This window comes from Halococcus salifodinae DSM 8989, from assembly GCF_000336935.1.
Taxonomy (GTDB): Archaea; Halobacteriota; Halobacteria; order Halobacteriales; family Halococcaceae; genus Halococcus; species Halococcus salifodinae.
In genome coordinates this window covers 59,793-84,219 of record NZ_AOME01000108.1, presented here as the reverse complement: position 1 = coordinate 84,219, position 24,427 = coordinate 59,793, and the positions used below count along the sequence as shown (strand labels likewise).

Here is a 24,427-nt window from a genome sequence, read left to right as displayed (position 1 = left end):
CATTCAACTGGAGATTCTTCTTTAGGGTCTCCCGTGTATGGGGATGAGGTTCGAAACAGGCGATGCCAATCCCGGGAGACTTTTGTCCGATCACACAGCTGAAGATTCCAATGTAAGCACCGATCTCGAAGAAAACATCGCCCTCGTGCATTTCAGTGAACATATCCTCGAATATCTCATCTGCTGATCCTTCGGCCATATCGGAAATGGATCGATCGTCCTTCGCTGACGTCATACGGAACTGCACATCGACATCACAGATCGTCGTGCGGATGGGTTCTTCAAGCGAATGCTCTTCGTCCATGATCGTAATGAGGAGATAGAGGGTGCGCGATATAATAGATCACGCCACCATCTACGTGATCACTATGCGAGCGTCGCTAACAGAAATCACTCGATTGTGCTTGCAAGATACGCGCCCTGTATCTCGCACGCCGATTTCAACAAGTCGACAACCTGTGGTGTGAGAACTCTGAAAATCCGTGCTAACCCTANTGCAAGATACGCGCCCTGTATCTCGCACGCCGATTTCAACAAGTCGACAACCTGTGGTGTGAGAACTCTGAAAATCCGTGCTAACCCTATAGCAGCGAGCAGGGTCTGGTAGTGCGAGAGACGAGCGAAGTCACTCATCGATGAACTCCTATCGATCCCAGTCCGTCCGTTCGATCGAGTACCCACCACACTCGGGACAGACCTGGCGTTGGACCCTGAAACAGGCTCCACACGACAGACACTCGTACGCAGGCGGCTCTTCTTCGTCCCCGCTCGCAAACACCGCTCGCAGCTGTGTGAATGGCATTACTGAATTCCCTCCGAAGGGCGCTACGGTTGGTCCGCTTCGGTTCCGAGTGACGCTTCACTCTCTCCCGTGTCTTCGTCGGCAGGTTCGTCCGCGGTGTCGAGACTTTCCAGCGCCGCAATCGCTCCCTCCTGATAGGCACTGATCGCCCCACCATACTCCTCGCGCGCCAGCTGGGCGTAGTCGTTGGTTTCCGCATCGAAGCTCTGGAGTCGGTCGATCGTCTTCTCAGCAGCGTCGACCACCCACCGGTCCCGGATCGTCTCTTCGACCAGATTGATCGATTCCGGACGGACTGCGACATTGGTATCGCCCTCGTCGGTCTCGTAGCTCCGGGGTTTGCCCACCACCGCGACGTACGCCGGCGTCTCGATCTTCCGGAGTGAGTTCGCCGCCTCGGGTTGATACTGACCAGCGTACGCGTAAAACGTGCCTGTCGGATCGACCACGCGACCCTGCCAGTATTCCGAATCGGACCCGACATCTTCGGTCTCGGTGAGCGTCCCCACGAAAAACAACCGACGCTCATCTCGATAGATCGTAACGCCAATTCCGCTGGCGGATCAAACATCGGCCAACGATGGACGAAGAGTCAGCTCAGGTCTTCCTTCCACCGCGTGAGCGATGCTTTGAACGTCTCCGTCTCGCCCGCTTCGGCGAGACGGTGACGTGTGTCCATTGCGGAGATGACGCCGTCGTCAAACGCGGAACGACCGGCAAGGACGCCCAGCAGTACTGGTGCAAGCACTGCGAGACCTACTTCAGCGACCTCACGAAGACGATTTTCTGGCAACATCGCTTCGGACTCGAAGAGATGTTCTACATCGTCAAGGAGATGCGATCTGAGCCGACCGCTCAGATCGCTCGGGACCTCGATCGAGACTACGAATCCGTCCTCAACTTTGTCCACAAAATCCAGGACGTCAGCGGTGATATCGACGAGTTCGACCTCTACGACGTGTGCGAAGCTGACGAGGTCTACGTCACAGCTGGTGAGAAAGGACTCGAAAACCAGGATGGAAATCCACGCAAGCGCGGACTCAAAAAAAGGGACGCGGAACCTTCGCATCAGACAAACCGCCAGTGTTGACACTCGTCCGTCNAATACGGCGACGGAAGCGTCATTCTCTGCACCGACGGCTACACGATCTACGACGACATCGAAGACAAGGAGGGGGTGGACGGCCATCTGGCCGTCACCCACTCCGATACCTACGTAATCGGTGATGCCCACACAAACACGTGTGAGAACCGCCATAGCTTCCTTCGCCAGTGGCTGGCGAAGTTCAGAGGCGTCTCGAAGCACCACCTCCAGAAATACCTCGGCTTCCTCGGACTGAAACTCAACTCNCCTTCGCCAGTGGCTGGCGAAGTTCAGAGGCGTCTCGAAGCACCACCTCCAGAAATACCTCGGCTTCCTCGGACTGAAACTCAACTCACCAGACGACTGGTTCGAGAAACTGCTGTGTTACGATGTGTCGGGATGAGCGACAACCGATTCGCCCGCTCGCCCGTCGGCAACAACGTGTAGTTCGGCGCGAGTTCGTCGTCGGACTCTTTGAACATATAGGTCGCGTCGTTGAACTCCCGCGCGAACACCCGTCGGGCGACCTCTCGTCCTGTCTGCGCTGTTGAGTTCCCGGACGAGCTCGTGTCCGCATCTCCATCGTCAGCACCGTTCCCATTCGAACTCATCTACAGCGACCTCGCTGTGATCAGGACGTTTTCAGCATCCGAGCGCGCACCCAGTTGTTCGAACTCGTTGGCGAGGACATACCGACCGAGGGTTGGCCCCTCGATATGATAGTATTTCCCGAGGATCGTCTCGCTGATATCGTCGGCGACCACGGAGGTATCCAGCGCGTCCATCGCACGTTCTTTCGCCTCGTCGAGCGAGATGCCTGCGAGCTCTTCAGTCATCTCCTGATTGAAGATGGTCTCGTGGACCTCGCGCCCGTCGTCGATCACGCCTTTCACACGAAGGTCGAACTCGCCTTCGACCTCGCCGTGCTCCGAGCACCGGCCGTTCTGGAGCACCCGCGTGCAGTCGTCGTCGGGGCACCGCTTGATCAGCCCACTCCCGCTCTGCATGTCGACCAGCGCCCCCTCGATCTCGGTAGTGTTGTCGCCGACTTCGATCTCTTCGTCGGCCTGCTCGATCGTGGTGGTGCGGTTGAGTTTGACCGAGAACTGGCCCTCGTATTCGTCGGTGACGACGTTCTCGAGGTGGTAGACTTCGCCTTCTTCGAGCGTGTCGAGGTCGGATTTCGCCCACGCGGTGAACTTGATCCGTCCACTGGCATCGCCCAGCAGGCCGACCTGGCCGATCGCATCGCTACGTGGCTCCCACAGCTCGACTACCTTTGCGGTAATGTCGATCCACTCTTCGGCGGTCTGGATCGAGTCGAGCTCACGGTGTTCGTTGGCGTCGTCGAGCGAGTCCTGATCGACCTCTACCTCGTCGTAGTAGGTGCTGGTGACGCTCCGGCGAGCTTCGTCGATGGGGACCTGATAGTCGGTGACGAGCGTATCGAGGCGGTCTTCGACCTCGTCGACGGTGAGATCGGTCTGGTCGGCGAACTGGTCGTGGATGTCTTCGGCGTGTGAACGGAGATCGGGCATGAGTTGGAATCGTCCTGCCTCCATGTGTGTTCGATGGGAGACGCCTGCGGTTGGCGACTAACACCCAAAAACATCCGGGTAGAGGAGTGAAAGTGAATCTGCTGGCACCCTCCACCGGCCACGAATCGTCGTCTTAGACGACATCCAGTCCGCAGAAACGGGACTGAGAACAGGATCAGGGGTGGGAATCGGCATTCAATCTGCGACGAGGATCGAGATGGTGGCTGATGCTGACGGGACGAGAACGAGCAAGCAACACCAACGCTGACAAAGCGGCTGCGGCCTTCACCGACGACGCTATCGATTACTCCCGGTTCATCACGTTCGTGCTTCCGCAGTCGGGACACTGCGTCATCGTTCCCAGCGGTGGCGAGTCAATTGAGTCCCACTCATCACTACCGGCAGCAGCTTCGAACCCACAATTCAGGCAGCGTGATGGCACCGCTGTCGAACTACTCCGTGCCACAGTAGACCCCCGGTTTCGGCAGTGTCCCCAATGCCTCAGTCTCCGATTCCGGATCGTCGTCGATCTGAATCGTATCTTGTGTCACAGTAGCATGCATCACTCCCGTCTTCGTAAAGATTCCCCCGACAGGCCATCTCGGATAGTTGGCTATCAGCGGCCTTCATAGCGCTCTGTCCTTCGTTCGCCACGATCGACGAAGAAGAGCCCCTCATCAGATAGCGGGAGCTAACCGATGATCTGTGGGTAGATCGTGATTCGCTGGTGCATCGCTGGAATCGAGAGACGCGATGAACCACGAGCACTCGCCGAATCCGATCGGTATACCAAGACAGCACACAGTCTCAGTCGCCGCTAACCAGCCCAACGAGTCCAGCCCAACAGTTTTATGACTATCTGTGACTTTCTATGACATAGAGGGGTCGATACGAGATGCCGATCAGTCGGGACGAGTTCGAGCACGAACCGAGCCAGAGTATCCCCTTCGGGCCGAGTACGCAACCCCGAACGGTTCTCCAGTTCCTTCTGGAGCACCCCGAAACAGCCTATACACAGACAGAACTCGCCGACGAGACCGGGATTCAGCGCGGGAGTCTTGGGAAAGTTCTCTCACGGCTCGAAAGTCATGATCTCGTCCGTCACCGTGACCGCTACTGGATCATCGCTGACGATGACCGGCTTGCGTCAGTCTCAGCAGCCAGTACTGGACTCCAGTCGGTTGCCGACACCTACGATGATGACTGGTACGCCCAAAACCCCGATTGGGCCGACGACTTCGACCCCGAACAGGATGCATGGACGCCCACCGATCACGACAGTCCCACCGACACTGAGGACGAGGGATGATCCCGTCGCGTGGCACGGTCGTCACAGCTACTGACCCGTTCGGTGAGACACCAATCCGGCCGTTCGTTCTTGTTTCAGATGCGACGACTGGACATCCATTCCCCGACAACGAATCCGTCGGTATCGTCGTGACTACGACTCACCGAGAGAGGGCAATCCCGATTTCGCCAGCGTTCGCTGAGGGTGGGTTGCCGCGTGAAAGTTTCGTGTCACCGTGGAACCCAGTCACGCTCAAAGAAGAGATGCTACGTGACGAGTTCGGGCGCATCACTACCGAAACGGTCGATCAGATCGCAGACGAAGCCGCACGATACATCCAGACTGACGTATGACTGACGACATCCACCATCACGCGGTCGAAGCCTGCCAGCACGCGATCGACGCGCTCCACGGCGGCGACCTCTCCCGTACCCGCTCGTTGCTTGATGAAGCACGTGCGGCCGTTGAGCACGCCCAGCACGATGACACAGAGCAAGCCTACCGTGAGACCGCGTTCGACTGTTACGAGTGACGCCCGCGAAACCCACTCTCAGCCATGACCGTTTCCACACTCACCGCTCCGGAGTCTGAGGACGCGCTTGACCTGCTTGAAACCGGGTTCAAGCAGAGTGGCATGCTGACTCTCGTCGGGCGATGTGAGGTTGACTACGAGGGGCGCGCAACGAGTCACCTTCCGCCGGGCGACCGATTAGTCATTCTGAAATCCGACGGCACGCTCTTAGTCCATCGCGACGAGCAGCGCACCCCGGTCAACTGGCAACCACCCGGCTGTACCCACACCGCCTGTCTCGACGACGATCGGCTCATCGTCGAGAGCACCCGCACGACACCGCATGAGGAGGTCACGATCACGTTCGACACACTCGATCAAGTCTCACTCGTCGAACTGGACGACGCCTCCGATCTCTCACTTGAAGGAAGCGAAGAAGACCTTCGCCAGCGCATCCTCGCTGACCCCGACGTGCTCGAAGCCGGATTTCAACCCCAGATGACCGAGCGCGAAACCGCTGCCGGCGCAGTCGACATTTACGGGAAAGACGCCGACGACACCCCGACCATCGTCGAACTCAAACGTCGGCGTGTGGGTCCCGACGCCGCGGGACAGTTGAACCGCTACGTCGACGCACTCGAACGCGATCTTTCGGCCGAGAGGACCGTCAGGGGCATTTTGGTCGCGCCGTCAGTAACCCAGCGGGCCGAGGAATTGTTGACAACCGAAGGCTTAGAGTTCGTCTCACTCTCCCCCGAAACCGCAGATTCAGCACACTCGACGCGACTCACCGATTTTGAGACTGATCGATGACCGTTCGGGGTTTCTCTCGGCGGGGTGAAATCCCATGGTCGACTCGTTTGGAGGACAATGACAGTGGATGAGTGGCCGCCAACGCCGCCCGAGGGCTATCGATTTCATGATCTCGAGTACAACCAACCGTGGTACATCACGGCAGTGCTGTATCTCTGGCTTGTCGGCGTGTTCGTCGGCGTGCCCGCACTCGTCATTGGTGTGCATGGCCCCGGATCAATCGGCCGCATCATTCGAGAAGTCCTCCAACCGGATACCGCCCGTGAGTGGGGGACCTACTTCGGGTGGATCGTTGGAACCTTCGGCGTTCTCCTCGTCGGGCATGAAGCACTGCACGCGCTCGCTGGACGGTGGTTCGGGTTACGAACCAAAGTCCGGATTCAGTACGACCACCCGCTGAGTTGGTCGCCGGAAATCCTCACGTATGGCGAGTTCCAGTCACGCGGTGAATCGCTCGCCATCACGCTCACGCCGCTGGTAGGGCTGACAGCAGCAAGCATCGTCGTGCTCGTCGCCGGCCAGCACCTCTGGCTCATCGCGTCAGCAGCGGTTATCGCACTCGGTAATTCCGCGAGCGCGATCGGTGATCTTGGGTCGGCAGCGGTGCTCTGGCACCTTCCCGACGGTGAACTCGTCTATCATGATGAGGATGGGCGGCGGCAATACTACACGCCCGTCCGCTAGTCGCCGCCGATCACCGAAACGAGAGCACCAAGCGCACCGAGAATCCCTCCGACGAACAGCACGAACGTCCCGACCAGCAGGAGTAGCAATATGAAAAACCCATTCACAACCCCGAGAAGCACGCCCTTTCTCGGCCCTTCCTGCCCTCCGCCAGAACCGCTCCCGACAGCAGCACCAGACCTGTTGTAGCTCACGCTCGGAGCAGGCAGCGAACTCAGATTCCCTTCACTCCCGACCTGCTGCGGGGCTTTGAGACCGCTTCCGCTCTTACACTCGACGAAACTCACGTTGGACGTACCTGCACCCTTAATATCATCCCGACTCGCACCGGGATAGCTGAGACAGGTATTTTTCACAAGGGAGCGGGGGCGACTACTGATATTCACGGCTGCGTTCTGGCCCGCGCCGTTGCCCTGGATCACCGAATTCTTGACGGTGATCCCCACTTGACTCGGTGCGTTGCTCGGGTTGCTGGCGATGATGCCTGTCGTTCCGGGGACGTTGTTCGTCAATCGGCAGTTATCGAGCGTTGCGCCCCCCGCTGAGGCGAAGAAGTTGACCAGTCCGCCGATGCTGCTTTCATCCGCAACGGAGATCGCCCGGATGTCGCATTTTCTCACTACCGTTCCAGCAGTCACCGAACCGGCAGAATCTGTTTCGAGTTTGAGGCCGTTCGTCGCCGGCCAGCCCGGCCCACGCTCTCGCCCGTAGGACTTGCTCTTGAGGCCGGTGTAGTTTTCCTCGTCGATAACGATGTCCACACCATCAACCTGCGCGTCACCGTTCACACGCACCTGTGACACGTCGTTGTTGCGGTAGAGACCGCCAAGAACGATGACCTCCGCTGTCGTTCGGGCACCGTACACGCCGTTGTCGGCCATGTTCTCGATAACACAGTCCTTGAGTACGATACGCCCCGCTGCGCCGTTTCGCTGGAAGATACCGATACCCGCAGACGCGCCGGTGTTTTTCGTGCCGGGGATTCCGCCGCCGCGGGCGATGCATCGCTCGAAGACGATCAGCGAGTCTTTGCCTTCAGCGAACGGCTCAAAGAAAAACGGTGTGCTATCGCCATTCCCGACCGCCGTCTGTGCGCCGACGGTGCGAACGTCGCGGACACGGACGTTCCCAGACGAGCGCGCTGTTACCCCTCCGTGGGCGGCCCGCTTTCGTTGATCGATGACGAAATTTCCGACAAGAGCTTCTGCGGCACCGAAATTGAACAGCTTGATCGGTTGGTTGGTTTCGACCGTGAAAACGACGCTATTCTCCCCGAGCTTCGGCGGCTTTTTGCTGTTCTGATAGCCCTCCCCGACGATACCGTATCGGTCAGCGCCAGGGTTGATCTCGCCGGTTGCCGCGTATGTCCCACCGGGAAACACGACGAGCATTCCGTCCTCGATCTTGCTGTTCAGCGTGTCCTGAACGGGTGTGCCACCGTTCGGATCACAGCCGAGATCTTTGACTGCATCGACTTTCTTGGAGAACTGAAAGTCATTCCCCTTCTGTTGTTGCATTCGTTCGGAATAGGCAAGCTCTTGATACCCGTCAAGGCTGATCTGAGCTTCCCCATAGGCGGTTGGTGACTTCTCTCCCATGCTGACAGCAGTCGCCGGGGAGGAGAGAGCGGTGGGTGCTGCCGTCACCGCCGCCGCGCCAGCCGCTCCCGCAAGGAACTGACGACGAGTGAGCGATCCCAACCGTGTGCCGTCGCTGTCGGGCGAGTCAGTCGCTGTCGCCATCGAATCAGCGCCCCCGCGTCAGTCGTCTAATGACGGTTGGTGCAAGCACAATTACGAGAGCGCCACCAAGGAGTTGGAGGAGCGAATACCCGCTTAGGAGGCCTTTTTGCTCTCCTTCGGCACCGCGGGTCGCGTTTCCATCGGTCGTCGCCGTTTGAGTCGGCTCTTCCGAGACTGTGGTCGAGGTGATCGAGGAGGTCGAGGCCGGCGATGTCGCCCGGAGTGAACGCGGTACGCGAACGGTAGCAGTCTCGTTGATGAGGACGGTTGAGTTGTTCTGCTGCTCGATATACGCATAGTCAGTCTCGCCGCCACTACGGGTGTAATCGTAGCGCTGGTTGCCGTTCGTGTCGAGATACGGCACCGCGACGAGCGTCTGATTGCCCGCTAACGAACCGGGCGGGAGCCGGACGATGATGTTCGAATGATTCCCGGCCGTGAGATACTGTGAGTGGCCGAGACCGCTATCGATCGGCTGTCGCGTCGGTGGCAAGAAGTCCGCCGTGTGTATTCCGATGAATCCGCCCTCTGCCAACGAGACGTTCCGCACGACGACAGAGGCGTTACCGTCGCGCTGTTGCACCTGTTGATCGGCAAACGAGAACGTCGCTGCTGCTGGCTGTGATTGTTGATTCACTCTTTCGACGTTACTCTCAAGGACAACCGTGCCCGTATCGGACACTGGCCCGCCGTCTGACGTTTCATAGGGCGTGTCGTTGCGACCCTTCGAGGCGGTGTAACCGAACTGAGCGTTGTTGTCCGTATCCCGGTAGGCGACTAGCGAGAGGTTCGCCCTGGTATCGTTCAGCCGCGAGACGTTGGAACTGCCCGGAACGCCTTGCTCGACCGGGAGAGTGAGGTTCCGGTGTGTGCCGGGTGTGAGGTAGCCCGAGGCGGCAATCTCGGTGCCTCTGAGCGTGCCGCTTTGGTTGAATCCTTCACCGTGAAGAGCAACGAACCCTCCATCTGGAAGGGTCGCTTCGGTGATGGTTACGTTCGTCGCAGTTGTGTTGTTCGTGCTATCGAGTTCGACCGTCGCGTTAGTGGTGGTAGCGTTCCGGTTCTGGCCGATGCTCTCGCTACCGTTTGCCCCGAGTTGCACGCTATCCCGGACTGGCGTTCCGTTCGCCGTCCGGTATGGAGTGTCCGCGATTCCACCAGTGACATTCAGCGTTTCATCGCCGGTAGAGTCGTTATAGAGCGTCACAGAGAGCTTCGACGACGCATCAGCTGTCTCATTCAGCTCAAGAATGACGTTCTCGAAGGTTCCGTTACGGACGTATTGGGTATGTCCGACAACCGTGCCCGACTGATTTCCCGAGTCGTTGCCGGTCTGTGCGACGATATATCCATTCTGCGGGAGCGTCACGCTCTCCAAGACGACTTGTGTCTGGTTCGTGCGTGTGTCGTTGATCTGTACCGAGCCGTTGTGCGCGCCGGAATCCTGAGCACCAGCGACACCGACAGGCGAGAGGTCGGCAGGCGTACCCGCTCCGAGGATCGCCCCCGGTACGGTCGCAACCAGTACGACGACGATAGCGAGCACACCCACTCCGAACAGACCGGCGTTCGCAACCGGACTGTCCGCCCGCAGAGACGAGACCGAGAACCGCCAGCCCGAGAACGGGAGAAACGGTTTAATACCCCGAACGGTGATCACGTCGCCGAGCAGGTGCGCGAGCACGCCGTATGCGCCGATGAAGAACCCGAATATGGCGAACGACGATCGATCCACACTCCCTCCGGCCTGCTGCTGGAGCGTCGTAACGATCTCGTCCGGCGGTATGTTCGGCACGAGGCCCGCGAGAATCGATGCTGAAAGCTCCGGCAGCAACCCGAGAAGCCAGTCCCAAACGCCCACGAACGTCGAGAGCAGGTCATACAGCAACTTGAACCCGTGTCCGCCGAGAAACCAACCAGCCCCGCCAAGAATCCCGCCAACGACGAACACGCCCAGCAGTGAATGGCTCACCCCGCGATGGGTGAGCATCGGGAGGCGAAAATCTTGATCGGGTAGGGGTTCGACGGCTTGAATCCCGAACCAGCACAGGACGGCGAGCAGGAGTTTCCCATCGCTCGCGAGCACGTGCGCGACGGGCGCGAACGCGAGGAGCGTCATACCGACGTGGCCTTTTCTGTTCATAGTAAATCAGGTCACACAAACTGCTCAGAAGCCTCTATAAACGCCTCGAACGCCCGCACCGCGTCGGCACCGGCAGGCCACAGCGCCTCGCAGCCGCTACATTCCAGCACCCATTCGTCGGTGAGAAATTCCCGGACAGACACCGCAGGAGCAGCGCATGCCGGACAGAACACTTGCTTCCCCGTCGGTGAGAGGGCAAACTGTGGTTTGCTCTCGATGTCCCATCCGCGGAAGTGGACGAGTTCCGCGTCTCGCAAGCCGGCATACCACTCCGCCACGTCTTCGCGCGACAGTTCGACGCTATCCTCTCGTGCGCGTCGTTGCATTTCAAACATAGATCAGCCTTCGGTTTCGTAAGCACAGGAACACTCGTCTGAGCCGCCATCGCACGCGAGTTCGGCTTCGATTTCGCTGTCGAGGGTTTCGATTTCAGCGCGGAGGTGTTCAACCCACTCGTTCAGTTGGTTTTGAAGATACTGTTGAACCTGTTCGACGGGAACAGGGTCATAGACGTAGCCTTGCCCGCCAGTATCGAGGACTTCTTGCTCGCGTTCAGCAAGATCAACATCGTGGAGTCCGCGAAGCGATCGAGCGGCGTAGCGTCGGTGCTGATCAAGCGCGTCGGCAAGATGGTTAGCAGAGCTATGAGGCTGTGCAGTGAGCGCGAAATACGCGCGTATCTCGCCTTGCTTGAGGCCAAAAATCGTCCGAACGAGTTCTTGTGAAGTCCGGTTGGGGTTTCTAAACAGACGGGTCAAGTCGGGGTCGAGGTCTGCCAGGGATGCTGATTCGGTATCAGTTCCGGTCTCGCACATATGTCGTCTCTCTGCTGATGCAGGATGTGAACTGTGCGTTGTGTATTTTAATTTCAATTGCACAAATGTCATTACCTGCCCCGCCAAGGGTTATATTCCCAATGTAATTTAAAATACACACCTCCACAGGTCATATCCTGCATTACGAGAGAGGGGCGGTATCGGCACCACGAGACGAGAGAGTGCCCGAAAAAGAGACCACCCATGTCGAATTCACGACTTACGTCGGTCCAAAACCGTGTCGCATCGTTCACTCAATTAGCCTATCGGGAGGCTCCGGTGCCCGCAGCGCTCGCAGGTCTCTCCTACACCTTCCTAGAAGGACTTGGCAAGCGCGCGACGAGCACGCGCAAGAGACGCCTGTCGCTGCTGTCGCTCACTCTGCTTTCGATGATGGGCGGACCGGCAGCCGCTCAGGTAGGGTGTGAGGGCGGCCCATTGTCGTTTTTGGGCTCGATCCACGATTTGATACAGCGGAGTGCCGGGCTGATCATTCTCTCGATGGTGATCGCTGCTGGAATCATGAAAATGATCCCAGGCCGAGGGACAAACAGTATCGGCAACGCGCTGATCGGCGGTGTGCTCGTTGGTACCGTCTTCTTGGTCTTGGGGCCGGCACTGGTTGATTTGGCTGGGCAGAACAGCCCGATCAACCCGGACGCGTGTAGCGCTGGCGACACTGGCAGTGGAGGCAGCGGGTAATCGCCCGACCGATACTCTTACTGTCCACACTCATGTCCGATACAGTCGGTTCCGAGCAAGACGGTAGCCTTTCTGTTCGTCGTGTCGTTGCTCTCGCGCTCGTCGGCGTGCTGGTGATGAGTGGCGTCGTCGGAATGATCGGGGGAAGTGGTATTGTCGCCGCACAAGCGAACGGATCTGCCGGGAACACAACCGCAGGGAACACGTCGGCAGCCGGTGCGAACGCGACCAGCAATTCGACTGATGACCCGGTGAATGCGACGATTCAGGAGTTCAAACGGCAGAATCTCGGGTATGCGAATCTCTCAGACAGCAAGAAACAAGAGATTCGCTCAGACCTCCAAGAGCTGAATAGCGGGGATCTCTCACAACTCGAACAAAACCGGAAGATTGGGAACATCCAGAGCATCCTCAATTCCGGGGGGGCGATGGGACCGAATGAGTTCACCAAACCAAAGAACATCATCGAAAACCAACTGAGCGCTTCAAACGCTTCGAGTGAAGTCACAACCGATGGTGATCCGACCGATGGTCCCTTGCTATCGAAGATTGACAGTCTCACGGATAGGCAACTGAAGCGGTTGGGGGACTCATTCAAAACTGGCGCTGCGGACAGCCTCGGAACCGTCTATAATCTCTCCTTTTCGACACCAGTCCCCGAAAACGATGGCTGGAACGGGATTTTCGGAGAGCCGATCAACGGGACAAATACGACGAACGGCACGAACGGGACGAATGCGACGAACGCAACAGTGTCGGGACAAGCTGACGATAGCTGGCGGCGGGTTCTCGGTATCTCATCGGATAAGTCGTACCGTCAGTTACACGAACAGCTTCTTATGGACAGACTCTATCCGCTCTTGAATTATATACTCGGCATCGGTGTGGTTGTGCTCGGTCTCTCGTTGACCGTGAACCCGTTCATGTCTCGGTTCCGTGTCATTGATCTCATGACGAAATTCGTGACGTTTCTGTTCTTGTATGCGTTTTCATGGGGGACGATCACGCTCATGCACGGCGTGGTGAACGACATCACGATGTGGCTTCGTCCCTCATCGGCAGAATTTAAATCATTAGTGACCAGTATTGACAAGCTCGCGGTGGGAGCGGCTGCTGCGTCCTTCGTCGGGTCGGGGGGAATCCTTTCGTCGGTGCTTGGAATGGGTGTCGAACTTGCGGTGCGGCACCTTGCCCTCGTGTACTTCTTCCCCTACGTGTTCCCGGTGCTGGTACTCATCTTGTATCTCGCGCCGTGGCAGCGTGCCAAGCAGTTCGCGAGCATGGGTCTCTGGCAGTACGTCAACGTCCTCACGATGGTCATTCCGATGGCAGTCTTCCTCAAGGCCGCTCTCATTGTCGATATTAACCCGACCAATGGGATTGGCGGGATGATCGTGTTGCTGGCGTTGTTCGGGCTTGCGGTGATCGTTCCGATCATTCAGACGTATTTCTTCATCCAGATACCGGGAACGGCGGCGTGGGCAGCGAAATCGGCAGGAGCGGCCGCGGCGAGCCGGCTTGGTATCGGCGGTGACGATGCTGACGACAGCGGCAGTTCGTCCGCCGATACCACCGCAACCGGGAATACGAGTCCAGGCGACCGTGCTGAAGCAGCGATCGAAGCCAGCAGTGAGAGTCGGTCGGGACTTTCGGAATCGGGGTCGCTGGATTCCTCACCGGACATCGAGAAAATCGCGGGGAGCAACCCCGAGACGACCGCAGCGAAGGTCCGGGAGTTGGACAAAAACCAGCACAGTGACCCGAACAGTGCCGACGCGAAGTACGAGGCGTATCTCTCGGAGGAGCAGCAGGATGGCTCCGGGCCGCACCGAACCACGATGCAGTCGAAACTCGCTGACTAACATTCATGAAACAAAACCCACGCGACCTCATCAACAGCATTCACGAGCGAGTTGCCGACGCCGGCACTGAACAGAAGATTCTCGCTGGCTATACTGAGGACCCGACACTCTGGGGGATTGATAAGAAATGGTTGATTCTCATGTTGCTGCCGGCGATGCTGGGTTTCCGAGTATCGATCGATCATCTTTCTGGATCGGACCAACTCTACGGCATCGCTGGGAGCTTCGCGCTCGCCGGTCTCATGTTGCTCGCCACGTTTGCCGCCCCTGACGATTTGGAGCCACGTAGCTACCTTTCGGCGGTTCTTTCAAAACACCTACACCAACGAGAGATGATCCACGACAGTAATCCCGACGAAAGCCGACTCGAACAGCCCAAGAATGACGCACTGCTCGCTCGATTCACTCGTCTGCCGGTCGTGCGCGACTGGCTGGCCCTGCTTGGCGCGTTGGTTGAGGACATCGACGTGTTCGATTGGGAGGGGTATGCGCCGACACAAGCGCTCGTTGAGCACGAGAAGCCGATTCGTGGGAAGTCCGCGATCAAGCGGGATGATGGGGGGTACATGGCCGGCATGGAGATCGAGGCGATCCCGCTCCGATTGGAATCCGACGGAGCGCGGAGAAAGGCCGAGCGCGCGGTCGCCAATGCGTTTGAAGGGACGGTGGACTATCGGGCTCAGTGGGTTTCGCCGACGCGGACGGCAGATTACGCACATCGGCGGTCGCAGTGGAAAGACAGCGCGCAAGCGTATCAGGCAGAAGCAGATCGGTTGATGAGCGGGAGCGGTGAGGAGGCGATGACCAAGGCAGTTCGGAAGCAGATTTTGGCTGATATTGCTGATGAGCGGGCGGCGGGCATCAATCTCAACGAGAAGACAAACCGGATTCAAGAGCACTATTTGATCGTGAGTATCGTTCCGGGTGAGGCGGTCATCGACCAATCGTCCGAGACGGGGGGTCTCGGTAGCATCACGGGCTTCGGGTGGTTCGTGAAGAAATACCGGCTCTGGAAGCACGATGGGTCCGACACTCACGCTGCCACCCTCATTCGGAAACTCGAACGCCGGACTGACCAGCTCGAAACGCAACTGAATCGGATCGACGGTCTCACCCCGAACACGTTGCCTGCCGAGGAGTTCAGCGAGGTGATTGCGGACTACTATCGTGGAACGAACGTCCGCGCTCACGACGAGTTCACCGACGCGATTCGTGGCTCACCCGTACCGGGACGCGAGGAGGCAGGCGACCCCGAACACGACGTAGGCTATCACCATATTGCGAACCGCGATCGTGCCGGCTCACCACCGGTATCGACGCCCTCATCGGGGGCATCGATTCACGCGACGGCGGATGGCGGAGCGGTGTCAATGAATGAGACATCTGAGATGCACGAAGCGGATGCACCAGCGAGCGACCAGCAATCTGAGAGTGATACCCAATGAACAACGAACCCGATATCACCGACCACAGCCCCGACGAAGAGCTAGTCAACGCCCTCAGTCAGTGGGTTGCTGAGAACGACCCGCTAGCACGTGCGGAGTTCGACCGTCTCCGCAGCATGTTCGTTCGGACTGTCGGCGAGTCAGTGTCTCATCCATTGGAAGGTCGCACTGTTCACTTACGCGAGGCCGAGGCCGAAGCGTTCGGCTCGTTCGCCTGTGAGTATGATGTCGCGCTGGCCGAACTCGATGAGGCTGCACGTTATGGCGACCTCCACGGCTACCCGCTCAGTGATGGGGGTGGGTGGGTTCCGATTCTCGTCATCGCTGACGATAGCGGTGGCGTCGTCGGGGCCGTCCGTCGGATTTACGAGAGCCATCAGGATCTCGGAGACACCAGCACCTCGGCTGATCTCGCCCACAACAGGACCGTGATGACCGACGGTGGAACAATGCCCACAGAAAGCGACTCAGTGGCCGACTTGAATGAAGACGCACTCGTAGGTCTCGCGGCTGACGACGAAGAACTCGCGTGGCGGTACAAGACAGCGCTCGCCCCGGACTCGTTCAAACTCCACGACGAGTGTGCCGAGATCGACGGCGACTACTTCACGAAGACGCTGGAAGTGCGCGATTGGCCCGCAAAACCGTGCCGCGGGTTTTTTGATGACATCGTTTCGTTCCAGATGCCGAAGGTCGATGTCACGCTCACGACGCACTTCTCGGGCGAGAACAAGCGGAACGCCAACCAAGAGCTTGCCGACTCGGCTGACTCGCTCAAACAGCGGGTGAAGAGTCTGGCACGCAACAAGTGGATCCCTGATTACTTCGTGGATACTGCGGTCGAGGAATATGCTGATGTGAAGCGCACGCAGAACACGATCTCTGCATCCGAATACTCGCTATACACAGCGCACACCTACATCGAGGTCCGCGCGCCCGACCGCGACAGACTCGATACGGCAATCGAGCGGATTCAGGCGCGGATGCAGGACGTGTCGGCAGCTGCGAAGGAACTGAAATACCACCCGAAGGAAGGCTATCAGACGGTTGCGCCCGCGTGCAAGAACTACCTCGGCGGGCAGACGAAAATGACCGGCGACGGGCTTGCCCGCCTCATGCCGTGGACGGCCAGCAATCTCATCGAACCCGGCGGTATCGAACTCGGGACGAACGAGGATACGGGCGACCCGATCATCCTCGATCTCCAGAACCGTGAGACGGGATTCAATGTCGGGGTCTGGGGCACGATCGGGAGTGGAAAGACGACGACGTTGACGCGGCTGCTCCTGCGGCTGAAGATGAAAAATCCTGAGATGCCGCTGGTCATCATCGACCCGAAACAGGAATTTGCCGGGTTTACGTGGCTGTTCGACGGCCAGACGGTGAAAATCGGATCGAATACCGGCATCAACCCACTCCAAATCGAGGAAACTCCCCCGGAGGATTTGGATGAAGACGGCGATGAAGGACCGTATCGGAATGCGATTCGTCGGGCAATGGACTTCGTGCGGAGCTTCTACGAGTACCAGAGCCTCCCCTTCGAGGACGTACAGGATACGTGGCGGGACGCAATCAAGGAAGCTTACAGCCGCCGTGAAATCACCAAGGACCCGAGCACACACCATCGGGACAGTCCGACCCTCAAAGAGGACGTGTTCCCGATTCTTCTGGAGATGTTAAATGACCCTGAAGAATTCGTCCTCAGCGGAGCCGAAGACGTGGACACCTCGGTAGACGGGATGGAACAGAGAGCGGACAAAATTCTCCATCAACACACGGGGGCGCTTCAGGAGGGTGGGGAGTTCGAACATCTCTCGGAAGAGACCAGCATCGACATCAACAACATCGACGTGCTGTATCTGGACCTCCAAAATTACGAGAACGAGGTGACGGCCGGGTTGATGATGGGGCCACTACTCACGTCGGTTCTGGAGCAAGCCAAGGAGATTGACGAGCCGATGGCATTGGCGATGGATGAATTTCACTATATGCTCCATAACAGTTCGTCGTTGGAAACGCTGAAACAGGCGTATCGGCACTCACGGCACTCCGATCTCTCGATGATAACGGCCACTCAGTCGGTCGAGGAGTTCTTCACGAAGAACGACGAGGGCGAGCGACAGTTGACCGACGACGCGAGCACGCTGACGAATCTCATGTCGGTGAAAATCTGGCACTACCTCGAAGAGATGAATGACGAGTGGGCGGATGAATTTGACTTGACGGATGCAGAACAGCGCCATGTCGAGGACGCGGCCACGGGTGAACCGACCGCCCAAGCGCTGCTGACGTTGCAGAAAGGTGGGAGCTACCGGCTTGCGGTGGATTACACGGACAAATTGACGCCGCGTGAATTTGCGGTGAACCAGTACGATCCGACCGAGGCCGAGGACGGGACGGACCCACTCGCATATCTCCACAACTATACGGACCGAGACGACAAAGACGTGACCGAGTGGACATGGCTCGGGCAGGACGACGCCGGACACGGGTCACGAACCGACCAGTCCCACACCGGAACCGAGCTCGCAGATGGGACGACGGTCACGACCGATGTAGCGGATGTGGACGTGACCCCGACCGAGGCAAACACGGACGCCGACGCGGCCACGGACAGCCCCGAACAGGCTCGGGGTGAAACGCCCGCCGACGAAGCAGACGGTGATGAATCGGCCACAGCCGAGAGCGAGATCGGGAGTGATGGGCCGGCCGACGAAGAATCGGCTGGGTTCGCCAGCCGACTGAAAGACTCGGTGAGTGAAGCAGTCGGTCGCAACGACCAGGACAAGAGCGAAGCGGTCGAGGACCCGGAATTGACCGACATTCACGGTACCATTACCGTCCGAATGGCGGGCAACCTTCGAGCAGCAGGCTACGGGAGCGTCGAGGATTTCTTCGAGGCCGACAACGCAGCGCTCGCAGAGGTCGAGGGCCTTGACGTGACCAAAGCCGCGTTCCTCCGCCGACAGGCGGCCGAACCGCTTGGTCGATCCAAATCGATCGTTGAATCGCCAGAAGCAACGGACAAGCGCGAAAACGCCGAGATCGACGGACAGCAGCCCGAGGAAGCGCAGTCTTCGGATAGTCCTGACGCTGATGAGAGTGCCGATACAGCCGGGCAAGTATCCGCCGACGAGTCCGGCCAGCCGGCGCTCACGGACATTCAGGAGATCGGTGACGACCGTGCCGACATGCTCCGTGAAGCGGGCTTCGAGACAGTCGAGGACGTGGCAACCGCCAACGAGAGCACCCTGACCGATGTCAAGGGGATCGGCGGTGCCCGTGCCGCGACAATCGTCGAGAGCGCGAGCAGTCTCGTCGACGAGCAGGCGGAGGGTGCGGTGGCCGGCACGGCAGGAGGTGATGATTGAGATGTCCAGCGCATCCTACGAGCGACGAATCGACCGGCAGCAACGCCACCAGTGGGTGTTCCGTCGGTTGGGTAGTCGAGCGCTGAAATGGGCGATTCTCAGCTACGCATTCGTGACGATCTATGGGACGTTGTACGGTTCCCATCCGGTAGTCGTGCATCGTCTTGGTATCTCGTTGGCAGCGTTGTGCGGTGTGCTTACGGCACTGTTCGCTGGGTTGTTCGTCGTCTCGAAGCTCACGACGAAGTTCACCACGTGGCAGTATCACCGGGAGGCGAGCATCTAATGGCGGATTCCGAGACCGAACCCACGACCAGCCGCCCAAGGAAAAGCGAGAACACCGCGACCATCGAAGGGACTGAAACGGCGATCCCCGAAATCGCGCTTCTGGCCGAACAGATCGGCGAGGCCATCGGTGTGTCGTATGAGGCGACTGAGCAGCCGGCCGCATCCGAGCACCTGAACGACGACGGTGCGTGGGAATATCGCTTCGAGACGGACGACACGTGGGGGTTCGTTGCCGCCGATCTCGATGCTTCGAGGACGGTCGAAACCACCTATCCCGGTTGGAACACGATTACTGTTCAACCGGGCCAGTGGGCGGTGTTCTGCAACGGTACGTTTGCAGGGGTCGTCTCGCCACGCGGCGGCCGGATCGGCGGCTATGCCCTGCTTGAATACGGTGACGAGATCACCGACCTCGAAACCGCGATGCTCGATGCGTTTCGGACCGAGTACGAGGCGCTTGCCGGGCAATCGAACACTCCATCAGGGGACTCGCCACATGGCCGAGACTGACTCTGTGTTGAACTCCGAGACACGGCGGGCGCTTCGGCGACGAGGCCGACAAGCCGGGATGCTGGCTATCGGCGCTGCTGTTGCTATCGTAATTTACGGGGTGGCCGGCGTGGCTGCGATACTCTCGGTGCCGTGGCAGCTCCAACTCGGCGTCACCGTGGGTGTCACGGTCGTGATCCCGATCGCTGTGCCCTACGCGGTGCTCCGGGTGTACGGACTCTCCCATCGGGACGTGATCTTCGTCGGGAAACGAGCCTACCGAGAGGGTGTTGCCGAGGCTACCACATTCAGCACCACACGGCGAACACTCGATGTCTTCGGCGAGAGCGAGAACAGGGCCGTCGAAACCACCGAGAACGGAGAGAACCCGTCGCCAGACGAAGTGAAAACCGACGAGAGCAGTGCCGAGAGTGAGCCGACCGACCTCCAACAGCAACCAGAACCAGAACCATGAGCAACGAAATCGACGACACTCACGAGTTCACGATCGATAGCAAATCGTCCGCTGATTTTCGATCGAGGTAACAACGAATGAATCCCCACACTCCCGAATCGTTCGATCGCGTGCTTCTCGGTATCGCTCTCATGGTTGTTGGACCAGCACTGGTCCCCGCCCCAATCATGGCGACTCTCACGGCGACACCACTCCGGCAGGCGGGGACTGCCATACTCGGCGGTGTGCTTCTCGTGGCATTCTCCTACTGGACCGTCTCTCATGTGAGTGTCCGGGGATCACCCACCGCCGAGGGAGGTGAGAACTGATGGGGCTGTCCTCAATTCTCCCGTTCGGCGACTCCGGCCCCGCCACCATCGAAGTGGACGACATGCTCGCCGAAGACCTCTACGAGCGCTCACGCGATGCACGCCTCCAGACAGTCCGTCCATATACTGGCACTGATGATGGGTTGGTTCGTAGCGCAAAGCTCCTCAATTCGCTTCATGACCCGACGACGGGGATGCTCGACCTGCGGAATGGGTCGGCTCCGTTTGCGTTTGAATTGCACTACTCCGATGATACTGAGTTGTTGCAGCCGCGGGTCGGCTCACGGTCGAGCGAGCGCTTTGAGTTCTTAGAACGACAGTTCGAGAGCTACTATGACGAATCCGATATGCAGGAGGTCGACTCAGCGTTTCTCGATGCTCGTACTGGTCGGTATGTGGCTGGCACGACGCTCTCACTGCGCCAATCCAGCGACGTTGACCGGCTGCGTCCAGTGAAGAACTTCCGGTATGATAGTGACTACTTCGACATCTCACCATTCAAGTCGATTGGCCGTGAGATGGTCGGGTCGACGCACGAAGCCGCGTGCGACGTGCTCGTGCAGACGATCATCAAGCCCGCCGTGTTCGATGCACGATGGGACCGCCTGAATTGGTGGTACGGCATCGACAAGACAGCGGATTCCGTGACCGGCAAGGGCAACAGTGGCGACAGTTCGATGGATTGGGAACAAATTGGTAGAGAAATCGCCGAACCCTTCCAGCAGGCCGGGATGACCGACAAACAGCGCCGCCGCGACCGCCGCCGCCAACGGCGTGAGCGCGAACGTGAGGACGGGAATCGGTTTACCGGTAGCAACACTGAGGAGCCGCGGGCGAATCGGTCGCCACAGGAGCAGCTGCTCGACACGCAGAAAGGAATGCGAGGCCATCACTTCTGCATCCGCATCATCGCCGTGTCGGACGACCCGGAGGTTGCTAAGCGCCGAGTGGCGAACGTCGCCAGCACGTACAGCGAGTTCGACGCGCCGGAGTTCGAACAGGGGTTCGAGCCGTCGTCACTGTCGAGCAAGCAACTCTACCGAATGGTCCAGCGGGCGGCAGGCCGTGAGTACACCGATCAAAGGATGGTGTTTTCGACGGATACGCTGGCCGGCGTCTGTCAGGTGCCGGCCAATGTGACGCTCTCAGAGTTCGATTACTCGCTTTCGTCGGCCGGCAAAGGCGTCCCACCACGCACCCCACGCTTTGATTTCGAGGATGTCGGGTTGTCGAGCGAAGCATCTCGTGCGGAAAAGCAGGTCGCAATGCTCGATAATTCCGGGCCGGGCGATCCGTTCTGGCTTGGTTTCGGCAGCAAGCATGGAACGGAAGTCGGTGTCTATGAGGATTATCTGGACGCCCACATGATGCTTACCGGCGGGACACGGAAGGGGAAGACAACGACGTTGACAAATGTCGGGTCGCAGGTGTTCGACCGCGACTATGGTGCGCTCGTCGTTGCGACGGCCAAAGAAGACGAGGATGATGAAGTGTCGGACGAAGATCGGTTTATCGAGGAATGGCCCGAGGGCCGCCCCGAAGAGGACTTCGTATTCATCGACACGGGCGACGAGTTCGAGAAGCGGGTGCGATTCAACCTGTTGGAGATCCCGACCGATGCCGAACCAGGAACGAATGAGTATGAGTCGGCGATTCAGACGCTTGCTGAGGATTGGGCTGCTTCATTCGCCGAGGCAGGCGGCGGGGACACGAGTTATTGGGGTGCTCTCATGGACCGCATCACCCGAACGGTCATCACGGGCCTGTCGAAACAGCGGAGCGAGACCTGCACCCCGTTGGATATCGCGGCCGCTGTGTCGTCGTCGGAAGGGCTAGAGCAGTTCAGCCAATGGATGGATGAGGAACGCATTGCATTCGTCCGTCAAGCCGCCCAACGCATTGCTGAGAAGGAAGACGCTGACCTCGAACCCTTGGCCGGCCGCACTGACCTCCTTACCCAACACGCCGGCCTCCGCGAGTTCCTGTGTGCCCGTGATCCAACAGCGAGCATTCAAGAGTTCGTCCGAGAGGGGAAGGTATGCGTACTCCGTCTTGACCCGCATCTCTCAAAGAACGAAACCCGGTTCATGCTCACACCGTTGATGCGGCGGTTTGCGACGGCGAAGAGGACGCTTCCCGATTCGCCACGCTTCTATCTGCTGTGGGACGAGTTCGATAAAGGGATTTCCCCGCTGACAAACGTCCACGAACTCTTGTCAATCTCCGGCGGGTATGGCTTCCGCATGATCTTGGCGTGCCAGGCCCCGTCGAACCAGTTGTATGACGAACTGAAAAACGCGCTCCAGAATCAGGTCGATACCGCCGTTTCCTATGGTACTGGTGAGAAAGACGCTCAGTATATCAGATCCCATCACTCGTTCGACAGCGCCGACCCGCTGACCGATGTCGGCCGTCATAAGCACTGGCTGCGAACATATTGGCGGACAGCGAACAACGAGGACAAGACGTATTCGTACAAAGTTGACGGCTTTCAGCCAGCGCGAGACGCACGTCAGGAGATCGTTGCTGACGATGAGAGAGCGGTTGATGTTGAGGGGATGAAGCGCCGGTCAGTCGAGCGCTACGGCGATGTGCCCAAGTCGGCGGAAGAACTCAAAGAAGAGTCGCCGTTCCACAACACTGGCACCACAGGCGAGATCAGCGGCCCCGCGTTGCCCGACGAACTCGACATGGACGACCGCCGTGTGTGGCAGCGTGCGCTCAAAGCTACCTTCGACGAGTCAATCCGGCAGGATGACGAGCCAGCGTTTGTGACGGTGGAAGATGCTATCTCCCGCCTCCGACAGTATCTACCGGGTGGCGAGAGCATCAAGACGCCCCAACAAGCGTGGCGAAAGGTCTACCAGAACGTCGCCGACGAATGTATCGCCGTCCGCGATCAGGTATCCGAAGATGGCGAAGAAGCTCATACCGAGGTGAAAGCACTCGACACGAGCTTCATGAACGTCGGCGATAGCACTACCGCTGGTGGGAAACACCACCAAGACCCGATGGTTGAGGCGTATGTCCCGTTCACGCAGCTGGGCTTCGTGTTCGACATCCTCGATCAAGACGGCGACTCACTGCCTGACGCGCTCGCCACGCTCGATGATGCACTCTACCTCGACGATCTCGACGCCGACGCCCACGACCAGATCACCGAGCGCGTGACTACCTACCGCGAAGAGCACGCGATTCTCGACCGGCTCGCAGGCACCCGTGATGCGTTTATCGAATCTGAGCATTCGACAGGCAACTCACAGCCGTCGCAGACGGTCTCAAATCTCGTCCAAGCCCACAACCAGAACCATCGGTGTCTGTTCCTCTGTCGGCCCGAGGACGCCGCGCATCTACACGATGTGGTTGCGGGCGAGGAGCCATGCTGTACGGACGGGCACTCCGAAGACGGTGAGAAACGATTCTACACGCTCACGCCGGACTACTTCAAGATCGACGACGAGGAGATCACCCGCCCCGGTGCGAAGGATAACGTGTGGGTGTACGACGAGCAGACCGGCCAGTACATCCTGCGTGACAACGCCGGAACCGTCCACGCACGCTTCGATACGGCGGCGGACATCTACACCGATGCGAGCGCGTATCCCGACGACGGCGATCGGGGTGTGAAGCCGCCAATCATCCCCGAATACGAGTTCGACGGTGGCGACCCGAGCGCTGCGGAATGGGACATCATCACCGTACCAAGGCCGCCGAGAACGGAGACTGAGGACGGTGAGGTGGAGAAAGAACTGCTCTCGCCAGCCGACCTCGAACTCTACCGGGAGGACGCCGAAAACACACCACTCTCGGACATGATTATCATGCCGGACGACGTTGAGAGCAACGAGAAAAGCAGAGAACAGACCGCCACCCCGGACTCAAACACCGCGACCACGCCGGATGCGAGCGACGGGAGCGACCAGTCCGCCGCCCGTGCGACGGACGGCGGGAGCGCCCCAGACGAAGACGCCGAAGAGGTCGAGGAAGCCGAGGCTGAGACCAACTCTGAACCCGCCTCTGAGGACGGTGATTCTGGAGAACGTGTTAGCCGACTCTGAATCCTGGGA

At 59.0% G+C, this 24,427-nt stretch carries 20 protein-coding genes and 3 pseudogenes; 14 read left to right on the top strand and 9 right to left on the bottom strand.

Annotated features, from left to right (window positions below; genetic code table 11):
* From C450_RS20450 to C450_RS20440, 3 genes and pseudogenes are all read right to left on the bottom strand, one after another.
* Positions 1–304 (bottom strand): annotated as a pseudogene (locus C450_RS20450) (hypothetical protein); the annotation flags it as partial.
* A gap of 339 nt (positions 305–643) precedes the next feature.
* Complete coding sequence (locus C450_RS22215) at positions 644–802, bottom strand: hypothetical protein (protein ID WP_005047144.1); 159 nt, start codon at positions 800–802, stop codon at positions 644–646.
* Positions 803–825: 23 nt separating this feature from the next.
* Positions 826–1,311, bottom strand: coding sequence for a hypothetical protein (locus C450_RS20440; RefSeq protein ID WP_005047142.1), 486 nt, complete (start codon positions 1,309–1,311; stop codon positions 826–828).
* A gap of 71 nt (positions 1,312–1,382) precedes the next feature.
* On the opposite strand from C450_RS20440, the pseudogene C450_RS20435 reads away from it, so the two are divergent.
* Positions 1,383–2,289: pseudogene (locus C450_RS20435) on the top strand (IS1/IS1595 family N-terminal zinc-binding domain-containing protein).
* Here C450_RS20435 and C450_RS20430 read toward each other — a convergent pair.
* Both C450_RS20430 and C450_RS20425 read right to left on the bottom strand, forming a co-directional pair.
* A pseudogene (locus tag C450_RS20430) lies at positions 2,267–2,497 on the bottom strand (RPA family protein); the annotation flags it as partial. The pseudogenes C450_RS20435 and C450_RS20430 overlap by 23 nt on opposite strands.
* Positions 2,498–3,424 (bottom strand): hypothetical protein, encoded by a 927-nt coding sequence (locus tag C450_RS20425; RefSeq protein WP_005047138.1) that lies wholly within the window; start codon positions 3,422–3,424, stop codon positions 2,498–2,500.
* An 895-nt stretch (positions 3,425–4,319) separates the two neighbouring features.
* On the opposite strand from C450_RS20425, the gene C450_RS20420 reads away from it, so the two are divergent.
* From C450_RS20420 to C450_RS20400, 5 genes are all read left to right on the top strand, one after another.
* Positions 4,320–4,733, top strand: coding sequence for a MarR family transcriptional regulator (locus C450_RS20420; RefSeq protein WP_005047135.1), 414 nt, complete (start codon positions 4,320–4,322; stop codon positions 4,731–4,733).
* Between the two features lie 206 nt (positions 4,734–4,939).
* Positions 4,940–5,065 carry a hypothetical protein gene (locus C450_RS23320; RefSeq protein ID WP_275039296.1) on the top strand — a complete coding sequence of 42 codons (126 nt, stop codon included), beginning with the start codon at positions 4,940–4,942 and terminating at the stop codon, positions 5,063–5,065.
* Entirely contained in the window at positions 5,062–5,244 is a 183-nt protein-coding gene (locus C450_RS22255) for a hypothetical protein (RefSeq protein ID WP_049910580.1), read from the top strand. Before C450_RS23320 ends, C450_RS22255 begins: the two co-directional genes overlap by 4 nt.
* A 24-nt stretch (positions 5,245–5,268) precedes the next feature.
* Positions 5,269–6,036 (top strand): endonuclease NucS, encoded by a 768-nt coding sequence (gene nucS / locus C450_RS20405; protein WP_005047130.1) that lies wholly within the window; start codon positions 5,269–5,271, stop codon positions 6,034–6,036.
* 57 nt (positions 6,037–6,093) lie between these two features.
* A complete protein-coding gene (locus tag C450_RS20400) occupies positions 6,094–6,720 on the top strand; it encodes a DUF3267 domain-containing protein (protein WP_005047123.1) in 627 nt (208 codons plus the stop codon).
* Here C450_RS20400 and C450_RS20395 read toward each other — a convergent pair.
* From C450_RS20395 to C450_RS21235, 4 genes are read right to left on the bottom strand one after another with little or no spacing between them, the layout of a single operon-like run.
* On the bottom strand, positions 6,717–8,462 hold the full coding sequence (locus C450_RS20395; protein ID WP_241430446.1) for a hypothetical protein: 1,746 nt from the start codon (positions 8,460–8,462) through the stop codon (positions 6,717–6,719). The two genes, C450_RS20400 and C450_RS20395, sit on opposite strands and share 4 nt — an antisense overlap.
* Before the next feature lie 4 nt (positions 8,463–8,466).
* The gene (locus C450_RS20390; RefSeq protein WP_080510361.1) at positions 8,467–10,605 is read right to left on the bottom strand and encodes a metal-dependent hydrolase; all 2,139 of its coding nucleotides are present in this window, start codon (positions 10,603–10,605) and stop codon (positions 8,467–8,469) included.
* Positions 10,606–10,616: 11 nt separating this feature from the next.
* Positions 10,617–10,931 (bottom strand): hypothetical protein, encoded by a 315-nt coding sequence (locus tag C450_RS20385; protein WP_152424570.1) that lies wholly within the window; start codon positions 10,929–10,931, stop codon positions 10,617–10,619.
* A 12-nt stretch (positions 10,932–10,943) separates the two neighbouring features.
* Complete coding sequence (locus C450_RS21235; RefSeq protein ID WP_080510360.1) at positions 10,944–11,492, bottom strand: helix-turn-helix domain-containing protein; 549 nt, start codon at positions 11,490–11,492, stop codon at positions 10,944–10,946.
* Between the two features lie 207 nt (positions 11,493–11,699).
* Here C450_RS21235 and C450_RS20375 point away from each other — a divergent pair, with 207 nt between their 5' ends.
* The 8 genes from C450_RS20375 to C450_RS20335 all read left to right on the top strand — a co-directional run bounded on the left by C450_RS20375 (position 11,700) and on the right by C450_RS20335 (position 24,418).
* Entirely contained in the window at positions 11,700–12,122 is a 423-nt protein-coding gene (locus C450_RS20375; RefSeq protein ID WP_005047113.1) for a hypothetical protein, read from the top strand.
* A 950-nt stretch (positions 12,123–13,072) separates the two neighbouring features.
* Entirely contained in the window at positions 13,073–13,984 is a 912-nt protein-coding gene (locus tag C450_RS21940; RefSeq protein WP_152424569.1) for a hypothetical protein, read from the top strand.
* Between the two features lie 5 nt (positions 13,985–13,989).
* A complete protein-coding gene (locus C450_RS20365) occupies positions 13,990–15,429 on the top strand; it encodes a hypothetical protein (protein ID WP_005047110.1) in 1,440 nt (479 codons plus the stop codon).
* Positions 15,426–18,800: a helix-hairpin-helix domain-containing protein gene (locus C450_RS20360; RefSeq protein WP_005047109.1), complete on the top strand. Its 3,375-nt coding sequence runs from the start codon at positions 15,426–15,428 to the stop codon at positions 18,798–18,800. The genes C450_RS20365 and C450_RS20360 overlap by 4 nt, the downstream gene beginning before the upstream one ends.
* A 1-nt stretch (position 18,801) precedes the next feature.
* Entirely contained in the window at positions 18,802–19,086 is a 285-nt protein-coding gene (locus C450_RS20355; protein ID WP_152424568.1) for a hypothetical protein, read from the top strand.
* The gene (locus tag C450_RS20350) at positions 19,086–19,598 is read left to right on the top strand and encodes a hypothetical protein (RefSeq protein ID WP_005047106.1); all 513 of its coding nucleotides are present in this window, start codon (positions 19,086–19,088) and stop codon (positions 19,596–19,598) included. The genes C450_RS20355 and C450_RS20350 overlap by 1 nt, the downstream gene beginning before the upstream one ends.
* A complete protein-coding gene (locus C450_RS20345; RefSeq protein ID WP_152424567.1) occupies positions 19,585–20,052 on the top strand; it encodes a hypothetical protein in 468 nt (155 codons plus the stop codon). The genes C450_RS20350 and C450_RS20345 overlap by 14 nt, the downstream gene beginning before the upstream one ends.
* Positions 20,053–20,359: 307 nt before the next feature.
* Positions 20,360–24,418 (top strand): hypothetical protein, encoded by a 4,059-nt coding sequence (locus C450_RS20335; RefSeq protein WP_005047100.1) that lies wholly within the window; start codon positions 20,360–20,362, stop codon positions 24,416–24,418.
* Positions 24,419–24,427 lie beyond the last annotated feature (9 nt).

What these genes read in the sequence shown, in the direction of transcription:
- C450_RS22215 (WP_005047144.1), bottom strand. Translation starts at nt 802, where the DNA reads ATGCCATTCACACAGCTGCGAGCGGTGTTTGCGAGCGGGGACGAAGAA.
- C450_RS20425 (WP_005047138.1), bottom strand. Translation starts at nt 3,424, where the DNA reads ATGCCCGATCTCCGTTCACACGCCGAAGACATCCACGACCAGTTCGCC.
- C450_RS20420 (WP_005047135.1), top strand. Translation starts at nt 4,320, where the DNA reads ATGCCGATCAGTCGGGACGAGTTCGAGCACGAACCGAGCCAGAGTATC.
- C450_RS22255 (WP_049910580.1), top strand. Translation starts at nt 5,062, where the DNA reads ATGACTGACGACATCCACCATCACGCGGTCGAAGCCTGCCAGCACGCG.
- nucS (WP_005047130.1), top strand. Translation starts at nt 5,269, where the DNA reads ATGACCGTTTCCACACTCACCGCTCCGGAGTCTGAGGACGCGCTTGAC.
- C450_RS20400 (WP_005047123.1), top strand. Translation starts at nt 6,094, where the DNA reads ATGACAGTGGATGAGTGGCCGCCAACGCCGCCCGAGGGCTATCGATTT.
- C450_RS20395 (WP_241430446.1), bottom strand. Translation starts at nt 8,462, where the DNA reads ATGGCGACAGCGACTGACTCGCCCGACAGCGACGGCACACGGTTGGGA.
- C450_RS20390 (WP_080510361.1), bottom strand. Translation starts at nt 10,605, where the DNA reads ATGAACAGAAAAGGCCACGTCGGTATGACGCTCCTCGCGTTCGCGCCC.
- C450_RS20385 (WP_152424570.1), bottom strand. Translation starts at nt 10,931, where the DNA reads ATGCAACGACGCGCACGAGAGGATAGCGTCGAACTGTCGCGCGAAGAC.
- C450_RS21235 (WP_080510360.1), bottom strand. Translation starts at nt 11,492, where the DNA reads ATGACATTTGTGCAATTGAAATTAAAATACACAACGCACAGTTCACAT.
- C450_RS21940 (WP_152424569.1), top strand. Translation starts at nt 13,073, where the DNA reads ATGACGAAATTCGTGACGTTTCTGTTCTTGTATGCGTTTTCATGGGGG.
- C450_RS20365 (WP_005047110.1), top strand. Translation starts at nt 13,990, where the DNA reads ATGAAACAAAACCCACGCGACCTCATCAACAGCATTCACGAGCGAGTT.
- C450_RS20360 (WP_005047109.1), top strand. Translation starts at nt 15,426, where the DNA reads ATGAACAACGAACCCGATATCACCGACCACAGCCCCGACGAAGAGCTA.
- C450_RS20355 (WP_152424568.1), top strand. Translation starts at nt 18,802, where the DNA reads ATGTCCAGCGCATCCTACGAGCGACGAATCGACCGGCAGCAACGCCAC.
- C450_RS20350 (WP_005047106.1), top strand. Translation starts at nt 19,086, where the DNA reads ATGGCGGATTCCGAGACCGAACCCACGACCAGCCGCCCAAGGAAAAGC.
- C450_RS20345 (WP_152424567.1), top strand. Translation starts at nt 19,585, where the DNA reads ATGGCCGAGACTGACTCTGTGTTGAACTCCGAGACACGGCGGGCGCTT.
- C450_RS20335 (WP_005047100.1), top strand. Translation starts at nt 20,360, where the DNA reads ATGGGGCTGTCCTCAATTCTCCCGTTCGGCGACTCCGGCCCCGCCACC.